Genomic DNA, 14163 nt, shown 5'->3' with positions numbered 1-14163 from the left:
AAAATAATTTTTGATTGGGGATAATAAAATTATGAGAATAAAAGAAGCTATAAAAAATGGTTTAATAAGTGGGGTTATTTGTTTTGTACTTAGTTTTGCAGCAAACTATTTTGTAATACCATTTCCTAAAGATGTTTTAGCAAATGGTATAGGAAACGGTATAAGTGGACTAATAAGCGGATTTATATCAGCTTTTGTAACAGTTATGATTATAACTTCTGCAAAGAATAAGAAGAATTTTCAAGATATGGCTCAGTAAAGGCCTCCAAGGTGAAAATTTATTCACCATCAAAAGCCATAATGGAATCAATGTAGGTTAATGGTTAAGTCCTTACTTTGATGCCTATAAAAGAAGAAGTCTATATGCAAAAAAAAGGATGCTTCACGAAAGTGGAGCATCCTCATTTTTTTAGTTCAAAAGCCATTCTTCAGCTTCTTTTTTATTGTCATACATTCTAAAGTGACTACCTTTATTAGTTTCCAAGGCCATTTCTCTAAATCTGCCTTTTTCAATTGTTTCCTTTGGAATAATAGCTACAGCTTTCATTCCATAGTTTATAAACTTTTGAAGAATATTTCCCGCTACTTTGGTTTTAAGTTTGAAGAAGTCTTCTGATAAGGCTGCATAGTGGATCATAATAAATTGGGTATCATGTTCCCAGCATATAGATATAATATCCAGTGCATCATTTTCGGTACTTAAAAGGTTAGTAGTAGAAATAACTTCTATATATTTTTTATTATCTATATCTCTAATTTCATAATTCATTTTATATTTTTCCTCCATAACTTGATTTTCAAATAATTTCTCCCTTGTTTCACGGACCCAATTTAATTCATTATTATAAGTTGAAATAATGTTTTGTGAAATGGTATCCCATATTAAGCGTTCTCTAGTAGTTCTATTTGGGGAGTGTATTGAACGTCTGATTTTTTCCTGTTGCATAATCAATTGCAATTTCACTTCATTTTCATATTTTAGTAGCAATTCGTTTAGTTCCTCATCACTTAGCATGTCTGACCATGCAAGCTGTACCAAAAAGGGTTTCTTAAACTCCGGAGCTTCTGGTGAGGACATAACCCATTCTTTTAATTCTGCAATTCCTGCTTTAGTTATTGTATATATTTTTTTTGATGGAGAGCTATCCTGATGAATTACTTCGCTGGTAACAAGCTCTTCATCTTGCAATTTAATAAGGGCTTTGTAAATTTGATTATTATTACCGGACCAATATAGGATTGAGGATTCCTCAAAAATTTTCTTTAGTTCATATCCTGTGGAACACTTCCAACTTAATATACCTAGTATTGCAAATTTAATAGACATTAACTGCACCTCTCTTTAACAATAACATATGTTACTAGTAACATATAATAATCATAACATGTGTTAACGTAGTAGTCAATTTAAAGATGAATATTTTACAACTTTTTTAATAATGAACAGTTCTTTTATCCAAGGGGTCTCGATGGGATCTTTGATGAACAATAGAATTTTGTTACATCAAAGTTAGATTTTTAACGCAATATATATCTTGAATTTGGTTAAGCACTGATAAATATGGCGAAGTATCCTTTGAAAATGAGGTTAAATACTATAGAATAGTAAAATAATAAGGCATTATAATTTTCAAATAATTCTACACTCTTGTTTATGGTTATATTTTATAAGAAAATAAATTTCCTCATTAGTATCATGTTTTTATCAAAATACTGATGAAAATTCTAGTTTTAATACAACGCCTAATTATTATTAATATTACACAACCTGTACCTGCGTAAAATTACTATGGAAAAACATACGGTTGTAAAAAAGCATAATATATAGTTATATAGTTCCTTTTATAAAAAATTTTACTCTTGACTATGACCTAACGTCATAGTGTAAAATATAAAAAGCAGTGAGAAAAGGGAATATAAAAGCATTAAGCATTGATAGGATTTATTAATAAGTTGTTAAGCTAATCAAGAGGAAAAAGTTGAAGTATACACACAGGAAATCATGCACCATTTATGAAAAATGGGAGCTTGCAATATACAGCTTAAAGGAATTAACCTGGCAATTTAACATTAGAAGAAAGAAAAGGATTTGAAATGAAAAAACAATTATTAACCATTAAGGACATTGCCAAGATAACTGGTATAACTCCAAGAACATTACATTATTACGATAAAATAAATCTACTGAAGCCAAGTCGTGAATCAAGTAATGGCTATCGAGTTTATGATAGAAGTGATTTAGAAAACCTCCAAACAATATTGTTTTTCAGGGAGATGGATTTAACTTTAAAAGAAATAGCAGATATTATGCAACTTTCAAAAGAGGAACAACGTGAAATGTTAGAAATGCATTACCAAACTTTAATATTAAAGCAGCATCGATTAGGAGCAATTATTAATTCGGTAAAAGATTATATATCTGGTAAAGAGTTATTTAATTTAAATATATTCAGTAATTCAACCGTGCTACCATTACAAGAACAGTATGATCGTGAAGCTAAAATAGTATATGGGGAAACAGAGAAATACAAAGAATTTGAGCGGAAAATAGAAAAACTATCGCAGGATGAAAAAACGGATTTATATGATGAATTTGGAAACAACATGGATAAAATATTTAAAAAATTAGCAGTGCATATTAATGATTCTCCTTCATCCAGTGGGGTTCAAGCATTAATCCTGGAATGGAAAAGTCAATTAGAGAAATATATTGTTTGTGATACAGAAATATTGGAATGTATTGCTGATAACTATAAATCGGATAATAGATTTATAAGTTATTTTAATCAATTCAGTGATAAGGATTTGAGCAATTTCCTTTATGAAGCAATTATGTACTACTGCAAAAAATAGATTAAATGTTCATGAATTGTATATAGACAACCCCACAAATGAGAATTTTACGAAAGGAAGTGAAATATATGAACAATACACTAATTGTTTATTATTCTCTTGTTCAAAATACAGCAAATTTAGCATTAGAAATAGCAATCCAAACTGGTGGTGATATAAGAGAATTAATTCCTGAAAAGAATTATTCCTTTAACTATAATACCGCAGCTAAAGAAGTCAGAAATCAAATTACTCGTGGATTTTGTCCTAAGTTAATATCCGGAAATGAATCAATAGAGGATTATGAAACAATATTTATAGGTTCACCTAACTGGTTTAAAACATTAGCACCACCAGTAATGAGTTTTCTTAAGCAACATGATTTTACAGGGAAAACAGTAATCCCATTTTGTACTCATGGGGGCGGTGGTTTTGGTGAAATTGAAAATGTTATAGCTCAAGAGTGCTCAAATTCCGTAATTCTACCTGGTTTTGATGTAAACGGCACCGCTACCTCTGAAGAAATCACAAATTGGCTTACGAAAATTGGATACCAATCATATTAAATTTAAAGGCAAGAAATTTATAAAAAACAACTCTGTACCATCCAAATTCTTTGATATTATCCTAATAACTACATATACTTAAATTAGGAATTTTGGAAAAAGATAGGGAAGAGTAATGATAGAGCAATATGATTATATTATTATTGGAGCAGGAATGGGCAATCCAAAGAATATGTAAAAAGAAAAGTGTTAGAGTACAATCAGCAAAATCAGCAATGGTTAAATAATACGGAGGAAGCAATACATGATTGAAAGCGTAAGTCATATTACTTTTGTTGTAAAGGATTTAGACAAAACAACAGAATTATTTAAAGAACTATTTGATGCTAAAGAAGTTTATTATAGCGGTGAAAAGAAACATTCTTTATCTAAAGAACGATTTTTTATTATTGGTAAGCAGTGGATAGCTGTTATGGAAGATAATAATATAGTTAACAGAACTTATCATCATATAGCATTTAAAATATCAGATTATGATGTAGATAATTATTTGGATAAGATTAAAATGCTAAATTTAGAATTAAAGCCTCCAAGGAAAAGAGTCTCAGGAGAAGGTTACTCAATATATTTCTATGACTATGATAATAATTTATTTGAGTTTCATACAGAAACCTTAGAGAAAAGACTAGAGTCCTATGAAGAGATGGATAATAAATAAACTATCATATATAAATTCAAAGTGCTTTTAAGATGTGATGTAGTTGGAATTTGATAATCAATGATATCTATATAACTTTAAAAAATGCTGTTGACTAGCACCTTGGGGGATAGCTTATGATAGTTTTGAGGTGATAAGTATGTTAATTAACGAAGCATGCAAAGAGTGTTCACTAACGAAAAAGGCAATAGAGTATTATGAAAGGCAAGGACTTGTTACTCCCAAAGTAAGGGAAAATGGTTATAGAGATTTTAATGATAAAGATATATTTAGATTAAAAGAAATCTCTGTTTTACGGAGACTAGGATTAAGTATTGATGATATTAAAGATGTGCTATCAAGCAGCAATAAGTCCACAACTTTATCCAAATATAAATATTTGATGGATTTGAAAATAGAAAAGGCAATTATGAGACAAAAATATCTTGAAAATTTAATAGCAAACTATGATATTAATGGTGAAATAAAATATATAGACTCTGATATCAACTCTTTGCTTACTATTAAAGAAAAATTAGTTCAGGCTTTCCCAGGCACCTACGGAATGTATTTAGCTATTCATTTCGGTGAGTTTTTAAATGAGAGAATTGATAGTAAAGAGAAAGAAGAGGCATATTCTAAAATCATTAATTTTCTAGATAGCACTAGTAACATAAGCATTTCAGAAGAACTAGAAGAGTATTTAGAAGAATATTTTACAATTATAGAGAGAGCAGATATAGAAAATATAAATAGTCATATGCTTAGCGCTGTTGAAGATATAGATAACTATATTTCAAAGAATAAAGAGAGTTTGGAGAAATATATTGAAATACGAACTTCGGAAGAGTTTAAAGCAAGCCCCGCATATAAGTTTCAACAATTGTTACTAGATTTTCAGCAAAGCAATGGTTATTATGATATTTTTATATTAAATCTTAAAATATTGAGCCCTTCTTATAGGGAATATGTGGATAAATTAGAAGAGGCGAATAAGTTATTTATTGAGAAGTATCCACAAATGGCAAATTTATATGAAAAGGATTAAAAACGTTAGAAATCCTCTCAAAATAAGATATTGATAGATATAAAAAACCATCTAAAGGGTGGATTTTACACTGGAAATAGAACTTGCTACTGATAGGGTGAAGCGAAGTATAAGTAAGTGAGTTTTTATTAAATTGGATTATTTACACTCTAATGAATGTTACTATGAATTAATATGAAGTATATCGTATCATAAGTAGTAAATCTAAATCGTTAATGATAAAAACAAGGCTTAGAGCAATCTCTAAGCCTTTTAAGACTATTTAAGAAAAATTTTATTTTTTATCTATACATTTCCTAGGGCAAGCTACTTGGCAAGCTCCACAGTCTACACATGCGGATTCATTGATTAATCTTTTTTTATCTTCTTCGTGTGTTATGCAGCCAATAATGCACACTCTTTGGCAGACCCCACAACCTACACAAGTTGATTTATTAATTCTTCTTGGCATAGTCTTCTCCTTTATTTATAAACAATTATAATGTTTGTTTACAAGAGCTGACAGTAACTTCTAATACTCTTGTTAAGAATGGAAATTTTTCTATCATCATCTTGAAGTGCTCTCCATCTTTTAAGAATTTAGCACTTCCTTCTAGTAAGAATCCTGTTCCCATATATCTGTAGCCCATTACTTCATGACTTCCGATGGTTAGTTTAACTTTAGGATTAGCATTAATATTTTCTTCGGTGTTAAGCATAGCTGCTGCTGGAATTAAGATTTTATTTTCATCTACAATAACTAAATAGTTATTCCATGTATTAGCAACATGAGCCTCATTATTAGCACAAGTAACAATTGATACTACTCCTTGGTGATTTAAAACCTCAAAAAATTTTTCTGTAAACATTATATAATTCCTCCTCATACTATGGATACAACATATCGTCGATAACTGTTGTCTGTAATTATAATATAATAGTTTTAATGATATGTCAATATAAAATATTTTATTTTAGATGGATTTCAAATTATGATGATGACTTGAATCAAAATTAGTAATAGTGTTATCATAAGATATATTAGTTAGAAAAGGGGTATGACGACAATGAAGCTTTCAGTAGGAGTAGAATACGCATTACACTGTTTATTGAATATGGTTAATTTAGAAGAGGGAAAATCCGTTGGAATAAGAGATTTAGCAACATTTCAAGGTGTATCTGAAACCTATTTGTCAAAAGTTTATGCAAAATTAAGTAAGGCTGGAATTATAAAATCTGTTCCTGGGGTAAAAGGTGGGTATGCCTTGGCCCGTAGTGCAGAAAATATAACATTTTGGAATGTTGTTGAAGCTATAGAAGGAAGTGAACCCTTCTTCCAATGTGCAGAAATTAGACAAAATAATATATTAGTAGATAAAAATAATCTACCTGATACACATACAAAATGTCCTTGTTTAATTAAGGTAGTGATGTTAGAAGCTGAAGATGAGATGCGAAAATATCTAAATAATAAGACCTTAGCTTGGCTTTATAACCAGGTATACAATAATATACTTCCAAAAGAGATGAAGGAAGCTACAATTGATTGGTTTAAGAATGTAAAATAATAATTTATATACTATGTGTCTTAAATCTATCTTCGGTTTGAGGTGGCTACATTAGATAGAGGTTTATTCACCTTATAGGGTGCCAAAGTAAGCACTTAGCTAATACAATGAAGCCTATTTTGGTTCCTTAGTGCTTTTAGAGAGGAATAAATTGAGTTTTATCATGGAAGTCTTTAACTATATAATTATATCCATGATTTTTATTTTGGTATGGCGAGGAATTCTAAAGATAAAAGAATATAAAATTGGCTTGTGATAAAACACAAGCCAATATATTTTTTCCTATTGTTTAAGTATGGTAAATTTATTATTGATGAGTTATAAAGGAATAATGCCACCACCGCTTGCAGCACTGGGTAAATAATTGCACAGCACCTCACATAGTGGCTAGTAATTCACAATTTGAAAATTTTTATTACATTATCTTTATATCTTTTTTTTACACTTTATAACTATAAATTTCATTAGAGTATCATTTTTCGCTTTTTTATGTGGCTCATAAATTTCTGAAACCTCTATCAATCCATAATCTCCAAATTCTTGTTTAACTGAATTATCATCATAAAAGAACATTTTTAGCCCTTCCATAACCTCAAAATATTCTTCACCCAACTGTTTGCCACGTCCGTACATTGGAATCTCCTTTGAAACAGTTGTAAAAATCATATAGCCATTAGGTTTCAATGAATTATAGCATTCCTTGATAAGTTTTTCTCGCTCTGTTTTATCCAGCAAGTGAATAAGTCCATAGCTAAATATACCATCATAAACCTTGTTATCGAAAGGCATATCAGCTGCCGAACCATGATAGATGTTAATATCAATCCCATTTTCTCTTGCTAATTCAATTGCTGTTTTTGAAATCTCAATACCAGTTACATTAATTCCATTGTCAAGAAAAACCTTTGCATTTCTGCCATATCCAATACCAGGTATTAAAATATCCTTAATATCCTTTTCAAGGAAAAAGTCCTTTGTAAGGATTGCGGAGTCTGAAGGTTCAAACCCCCACATGGTTTGTTTTTCTATAAAACTTGCTTCCCAAAATTCTGTCATAGCGTTATCTCCTTTATGATTTATTTTAATTAGGGTGATGTGTTACTTGTGGTTAAAAAATTTGCTGATGTTTATATATGAAAACTTCGATAAATAAAGGATTCTCGAAACCAGTTTGTTTATATTTCATTTAGAAGGTAAACACCACATCTTAATTTTCATATAAACTAGACAGATCAAATAAATCCACTGTTATAAGAGAGTGCATAGTTAATACCATAATAGTTGATTTAGTAAAATCAATTATCCTACAAGCTAAGATTTGAACCTTTATATATAGTTCCTATAAAAGTCTACTAAGTAGTAGGTCTCTTTTAAATTCTTTAATTATATTTATTTACATTTTTATAATACATATATTATAGATATTTTATATCTATAATTAAAAGATGAAAAGCCATATAATATGGCAAAGTAGGTGAAAATGTTAATCTTTACCTACCTCATTAGATGTGGTATTTTGCATTACTTCATAAATCTTTTTACTTTGTAGATATGTTTCCAACATGTTTTCTGCATCTGTCATTACTTTATGAATAGAGCAATTCTTTTCCTGTTCTAATTCACAATTAAATAATGCTCCAGTGCCTTCAGTTGCCTTGATCACATCCAAAAATGAAATGTCCTCTATTTTTTTACGAAGAACATAACCACCCTTGACGCCTGAAGTTGATTGAATTAAACCAGCTTTTACTAACTGAGTTAAAATCTTTGAAAGATAGGTAGGGGATATATTAAAGTGTTCTGCCAGTGGTTGTATGCTTAAATTTTCAGTTTTATTATGTTTAATCATATAGGCAATAGTATGTAGTGCATAGTTTGTAGCTTTCGTATATTTCAAAGTAAAACCTCCTTAAAAGATATTACAGAGTGTATTTATCTATAATTATAATGATAACAATTAATTTTGTCAATGTTATCATTATTATCTAAGCCAAAGGGAGCTGTGGAAAAGCATAATAATGAAGGTTGCGTATCTTTATTTACAATTCTAAAGAGGTAGTGAGGCAGTTGATGAATTTTAATAGGACCTCTATGTTTTAATTTTTAAAATAGAGGTCCCATTTATGTATTGGATTTTTAATTTATTTTAGAGCTATGTTTTATTCTGAAAGCCTAAACATGGACAATCAGTATGAATATTCTTTTCTATATGTAAAGTAATGCTACTCTGGAATTTGGAGTAATACCAAAGGTTATGTATTTATTCAATCACCACTTAGTAATTAAAGTGGATTATTTCAAGTTAATAGTTTCTGTCAAGGTTTCTTCTATAAGAGAGGTTAAAGCTTCAATTCCCTTAGGTTTCAGATGCACACCATCAGCTACAAAATACTCAGGATGGTTAATTGCTTCGGAATACCAATCGATTAAAGTCACATTATCTCTTTCTAAAGCTTTTTTACTTAGTGCATTATTAACTTGTTTCTCCCATTGGCGTGGTACACGAACATTTACTAAAAAGATATGAGCATTGTCAAAGGAGTCGAGTAACTCATTAATTTGCTTATCTGTAAAGTAAGCATTTGTTCCGAGTTCTATGATTACTGCCTTATTTGTATCATTAAAGGCTGTATATGTAGAGACTAGTTCAATAGCTTGATACAATTGCCTTCCGACTTTTCCGTCTATTGTGATGTTTGGATATATTTTATCAAGACTTGGCTTAATATCTAACATCACAGAATCTCCTATTGCCAGTATTTCATCGTAAGACTTAGTGATAGATGGAGAAATTGGCTCAATTTGAGCAATTTGGGCAATTGGAGTTATAATTGAACCTTCAATTACGTTGAATTCCGCCTTATGATTTGTAATGACTTCAGGTTTAAGTAGTTCAGCTACATGTGCTTGTTGTTTAGCTCTTGCAACAATTGTGCTAAAAAGGCTCATGGATACAAACATAAAAAATATTACAGTAACAATAATGCTTCTAGAAAAAGAAGGTCTTTTAAATTTTAATTTATTAATTGGATTATATTTTCTATAAAACTCTCTAAACCCATGCTTTTGTATAGGTATTTCTATCAAGTGGTAAGAAACCTCAGCAATAATAAATGTAATAACCAGTTGAAGGAATATACGTATGTTAGTATAATTTCCTGTTTCAGAAACTGGTGTAGTTAAAATAATAATAGGATAATGCCAAAGATAAATTCCATAGGATCTCTTTCCAATCCATCGAAGGGGTTTCCATGAAAGTAACCGCCCTAAGTAGCTATTAGGATTGCATATGCAAGCTATAAGTATTGCTGCATTCAAGCTAAGTAGTAACATCCCACCTCTATATAGAAATGATTTATATTCATTCATGAAAATTACACTAAGAACAAATACAATAAAAGTAATCACACTGGTGAAGTTTAAGATTTTTATTTGTTTAATATTAGTCTTGGTGGACGAAACTTTCTTAATTGGGAAAATTATAGCCATATAGCAGCCAATGAGTAATTCAAAAGCTCGAGTATCTGTGCCATAATATACACGGCTAGGATCTATACCTGGTTTATACACTATACCCATTAATATTGCTGAACATAAGGCTATTATAAAAATAATATTAGCAAATGTAATTCGTTTTTTAATAAACTTAAGCCCAACTATGAGAACAATAGGCCATATAATATAGAATTGTTCTTCAATTGCTAAGGACCAAAGATTCTTTAAAGGGGAAGGTGAATTAAAACTATCGAAGTAGGATACTTTATGAAAAATGAACCACCAGTTGCTTCCATAGATAATAGAAGACAGTCCATCACGTAAAACTGTGGTTATCAATTTTCTGTTAAAAAGTGTTACCCATATAAAAGTAGTGATAATCATTGTATAAGATGCTGGTAACAACCGTCTCACTCGTTTAATCCAAAATTCCCGTAAACTAAAATTGGGGTCGCTTCCTATTAAAGGTAGTATATTAGAAGTTATAAGATAACCAGATATAACAAAAAACACGTCCACCCCTAAAAAACCACCCATAGCAAAGCTTAAGCCAAAGTGGTAAGCAACAACTGCTAATACTGCTAAAGCGCGAAGTCCATCTAGGCCAGGGCTATACTGGCCACTCTGCATATTTTTCAACATATTAATCCCCTCTCCTTAACTAACTGTCTTTAAATATTATCAACAAATATTTATATGTATTGGTTGTCGTTGTAACCACAGGGAAATGGTATAAAGAGTTATAAGAACTTTTATGTTTCTGCACAAAATCAACGTAATTATACTTTTCTAGTTAAGTTTAAAAAACAACAACTGTATAATATTCGAAAGAGTAATGAGTTTTTTTGGGGGAATATAAACTAAATTTAGTGAAAGTTACCACTTTATAATGTATTTTTCTATTTTTAGTAGGTAATGGAAATATACAAGGTATTTTTGTAAAAGATAATAAAATCACTAGGAGATTTGAAGCGAAGGAATTTGTGGAAGAGTTAATGGGTGGTGTTTTGAAGATGAATTTAAAAGTAATTAATAGCAAAAAAACACTGTACCAACTTGGTACAGTGTTTTGAATTAAATAATTTGTTATCCCTCATCTTTATTATAACATAAAAAAAATATTTTTAATAGACTTACAGTTTATAGAAATTTCCTATATTATAATAAAGGAATCATTTTGGTATTAGACCTACTCTGAGATACTACTAAGTAGTTTACTTATCTTACTATAAAGCATCCAATAAAGTTGAAGCAGCATTTTTGTTGTAAATTCAACTTTTATTTCTTTTTAAGGAATAACAAATCATTTTTGTACCATGCTTTGTAAGGAGATTTGGGATCAGAGCACTCTTTGTTAGAACAAAGCATTTGTTGTTAGAATAAAGTCCCATTTGTGTACAGAAGAATTATGTCAGCAAAAGAAATTTGTGAACAAAAGAATTTTGTTACACCAAAATTAATACTTAACTTACAACTGAACTGAGTTTAAATTGGTTTCCTTAAGGCTGTGGAAAAAGAACAAAATAAATTTCCGCTTTGGAAGCCTATACTATTTTACTTTTTTATAAAAGTAAAATTATTAAATTAACTTAAGGAGGTCATGGCTCTATAGGTCAAGAGTATAAAAAAATATAATTACATGGAGGTTTTTATGGATATTTCTATTGAGGAAAAGATCTATGAGGAAAATAGGCTTAAAAAGACTTACGAAATCATTGAAAAGCAATTAGCTACAGCAGAAGAAGATATAGAAAACGCAGCTAATGAAGCTAAGGAAATAAGAAAGACCTTTTGGGAAACTGAACCTAATACCCCTGAAAGTACTTTCGACCTAAATACCATTGTAGGTGTGACTCAAAATATTAATGCAATTAAAAGGGAACAACGAAGAGAAGGAGTTAAGAAAGTTACTGCTCAAAAGCTTAGGAAACTTTTAAAATCTCCATATTTCGGGAGAGTTGATTTCTTAGAAGATGGTTCTAGCTATGATGATAACATTTATATAGGTATTGCCACTTTAATAGATGATGACTATGACATGGTTATCTATGATTGGAGAGCACCTATTTGTAGTTTGTTTTATGAAAACGAAGAGGGAAAAGCTTCTTATAAATGCCCTGAGGGAATAATAGGGGGAGAAGTCAAATTAAAGAGGCAGTTTGGGATTTCCAAAGGTAATATAGAGTATATGTTTAATAGTAGTCTTAAAATTGATGATGATATTCTTCAAAAGACTTTAAGTAAAAGCAGCGATGAAAAAATGAAGACTATTATAACCTCAATACAAAGAGAACAAAATAAGGTTATCCGTGATGAGGATAACTCAGTTCTAATTGTTCAAGGTCCAGCAGGTAGTGGAAAAACTTCCATAGCACTTCATAGAGCAGCCTATATACTTTATAAATATTCTAATAAAAATATAACCTCTGAAAATGTGGTGATATTTTCTCCTAATGACATTTTTAATGACTATATTTCTGGAGTTTTACCGGAGCTAGGAGAAAACAATGTTTATCAAACTACTTTTATGGATTATGCGAGAAATTCCTTCAAAGGGTATCTTAAAATAGAAGATGCCAATGAACAGATGGAATATATACTTTCAGCTAAAAAGGATGAATCTTATTATTTAAGAAAAGATAACATTTCCTTTAAGACCTCAGCTTTATTTGCAGAAGTAATAAAAAAGTATATTAATTATCTAGAGACAGAAGGAATGCCATTTTCAGATATTAAATTTAAAGAATTTAATATTATAAGTGGTGAGGAGATTAAAGATTTATTTTATAATACCTATAGTAAATGGCCAATGCAGCACAGATTCAACGAAATTCGTGAAGATATTGAGGAACGTATAAAACTTATAGAACAGCCTAGGCTTGAACAAATAGAGGAAGAACTCAGCGAAAGTGATGAGGAATTTGATGATATCAAAAGCATGAGTAGAGTGAAACTCGGTAAAGAGTTAAAGGAGCTAAGAAGGTATATTAAGCGTATCCTTTATATTGATCCATTATATAGTTATAAAAATTTAGTTAATAATAGAAAATTGTTCTTCAAAGTTGCAAAGGGACTAGATTTACCCACAAATATAAAGGGGATTTTAAGCCAAACTTCAGTGTTTTTGCAAAATAACAAAATAAACTACGAGGATGTTACACCTTTGCTTTATATAAATTATGCCCTTGGACATGATAGAAGTATGACACATATAAAATATGTAATAATCGATGAAGCACAGGATTATTCACCATTTCAATACCTTGTGTTAAAGCACCTTTTCCCAAACTCTGGCTTTACTATTTTGGGGGATATAAATCAATCTATAAATCCACATAGTAAAACCTTAGATTATAATATAATAGCTGATATTTTTAGTAACAGAAAATCCTCTATTATGAACCTAACTAAAAGTTATCGTTCCACCACTGAAATTTCCAGCTTTACTAAGGAAATATTAAAGTGCTATGATTTTGAAAATACCTATCGTCATGGTGAAAAACCGAAGGTGATAAAATCTACAAATGAGGAAAATAGGATTAAAACTATCCTTCAGGATATTGAGGATATGAAAGCATCAGGGATGGAATCCATAGGTATTATTTGCAAGACCGCTCTGAAAGCAGAAAAAGTTTATAAAAGCATAAAGAAAAGCAACACCCTTAATTATGATATAAATTTATTAAAAAAGGATGACATTGAGTTTAACTCAGGTATAACAATTACTCCTTCATATCTGGCAAAGGGATTAGAGTTTGATGGAGTTATAATATTTGATGGTGAGGATCAAGAGTACAAGGAGGAAAGTGAGAGAAAATTATTTTATACTATTTGTACTAGAGCCCTTCATACTCTACACATATATTTTATTGATAAACCTACAAGATTCTTGGAAGAACTGGATGATAAGCTATATATATAGGTATAGACAATGCTAAAGGGCTAAACTTTATTTGTATAACTACACGGTTTGAAGTAACATTCTACTAAGCTAGATAATATAATGGAATCAGAGTTTAATAATTATATTAGGAGAAG

13 protein-coding genes are annotated in these 14163 nt (G+C 30.1%); 7 read left to right on the top strand and 6 right to left on the bottom strand.

Going from position 1 to position 14163, the window contains the following annotated elements; all coding sequences use genetic code 11:
• Nucleotides 1-31: 31 nt before the first annotated feature.
• Nucleotides 32-259 (top strand): hypothetical protein, encoded by a 228-nt coding sequence (locus tag RR409_RS01645; RefSeq protein ID WP_332555975.1) that lies wholly within the window; start codon nucleotides 32-34, stop codon nucleotides 257-259.
• Between the two features lie 150 nt (nucleotides 260-409).
• Here the strand turns inward: RR409_RS01645 and RR409_RS01640 are convergent, their stop codons facing one another.
• On the bottom strand, nucleotides 410-1327 hold the full coding sequence (locus RR409_RS01640) for a DUF4180 domain-containing protein (RefSeq protein WP_332555974.1): 918 nt from the start codon (nucleotides 1325-1327) through the stop codon (nucleotides 410-412).
• 767 nt (nucleotides 1328-2094) lie between these two features.
• Here RR409_RS01640 and RR409_RS01635 point away from each other — a divergent pair.
• From RR409_RS01635 to RR409_RS01620, 4 genes are all read left to right on the top strand, one after another.
• Nucleotides 2095-2853, top strand: coding sequence for a MerR family transcriptional regulator (locus RR409_RS01635; RefSeq protein ID WP_332555973.1), 759 nt, complete (start codon nucleotides 2095-2097; stop codon nucleotides 2851-2853).
• A gap of 68 nt (nucleotides 2854-2921) precedes the next feature.
• Nucleotides 2922-3398, top strand: a complete 477-nt coding sequence (locus RR409_RS01630) for a flavodoxin (RefSeq protein WP_332555972.1) — start codon at nucleotides 2922-2924, stop codon at nucleotides 3396-3398.
• A gap of 244 nt (nucleotides 3399-3642) precedes the next feature.
• Nucleotides 3643-4056: a FosX/FosE/FosI family fosfomycin resistance hydrolase gene (gene fosX / locus RR409_RS01625; RefSeq protein ID WP_332555971.1), complete on the top strand. Its 414-nt coding sequence runs from the start codon at nucleotides 3643-3645 to the stop codon at nucleotides 4054-4056.
• Nucleotides 4057-4195: 139 nt separating this feature from the next.
• Nucleotides 4196-5083, top strand: a complete 888-nt coding sequence (locus tag RR409_RS01620) for a MerR family transcriptional regulator (protein WP_332555970.1) — start codon at nucleotides 4196-4198, stop codon at nucleotides 5081-5083.
• A gap of 274 nt (nucleotides 5084-5357) precedes the next feature.
• Here RR409_RS01620 and RR409_RS01615 read toward each other — a convergent pair whose 3' ends face one another.
• On the bottom strand, nucleotides 5358-5534 hold the full coding sequence (locus RR409_RS01615) for a 4Fe-4S binding protein (protein WP_332555969.1): 177 nt from the start codon (nucleotides 5532-5534) through the stop codon (nucleotides 5358-5360).
• A gap of 25 nt (nucleotides 5535-5559) precedes the next feature.
• Entirely contained in the window at nucleotides 5560-5931 is a 372-nt protein-coding gene (locus tag RR409_RS01610) for a pyridoxamine 5'-phosphate oxidase family protein (protein ID WP_332555968.1), read from the bottom strand.
• A gap of 198 nt (nucleotides 5932-6129) precedes the next feature.
• On the opposite strand from RR409_RS01610, the gene RR409_RS01605 reads away from it, so the two are divergent.
• Nucleotides 6130-6630 carry an Rrf2 family transcriptional regulator gene (locus tag RR409_RS01605; RefSeq protein ID WP_332555967.1) on the top strand — a complete coding sequence of 167 codons (501 nt, stop codon included), beginning with the start codon at nucleotides 6130-6132 and terminating at the stop codon, nucleotides 6628-6630.
• Nucleotides 6631-7056: 426 nt separating this feature from the next.
• Here the strand turns inward: RR409_RS01605 and RR409_RS01600 are convergent, their stop codons facing one another.
• The 3 genes from RR409_RS01600 to RR409_RS01590 form a co-directional block, all read right to left on the bottom strand.
• Entirely contained in the window at nucleotides 7057-7686 is a 630-nt protein-coding gene (locus tag RR409_RS01600) for a class I SAM-dependent methyltransferase (protein ID WP_332555966.1), read from the bottom strand.
• 427 nt (nucleotides 7687-8113) lie between these two features.
• Nucleotides 8114-8527: an Rrf2 family transcriptional regulator gene (locus tag RR409_RS01595; protein ID WP_332555965.1), complete on the bottom strand. Its 414-nt coding sequence runs from the start codon at nucleotides 8525-8527 to the stop codon at nucleotides 8114-8116.
• 395 nt (nucleotides 8528-8922) lie between these two features.
• Nucleotides 8923-10767: an acyltransferase family protein gene (locus RR409_RS01590; RefSeq protein ID WP_332555964.1), complete on the bottom strand. Its 1845-nt coding sequence runs from the start codon at nucleotides 10765-10767 to the stop codon at nucleotides 8923-8925.
• 1009 nt (nucleotides 10768-11776) lie between these two features.
• Here RR409_RS01590 and helD point away from each other — a divergent pair.
• Nucleotides 11777-14047 carry an RNA polymerase recycling motor HelD gene (gene helD / locus RR409_RS01585; protein WP_332555963.1) on the top strand — a complete coding sequence of 757 codons (2271 nt, stop codon included), beginning with the start codon at nucleotides 11777-11779 and terminating at the stop codon, nucleotides 14045-14047.
• The last annotated feature ends 116 nt before the right edge of the window (nucleotides 14048-14163 follow it).

The sequence above is a fragment of the Clostridium sp. genome (assembly GCF_036642255.1).
In the GTDB taxonomy this organism is placed as follows: Bacteria; Bacillota; Clostridia; order Clostridiales; family Clostridiaceae; genus Clostridium_J.
The sequence above is the reverse complement of the archived record's forward strand: the minus strand, read 5'-3'. Positions and strand labels throughout refer to the sequence as shown.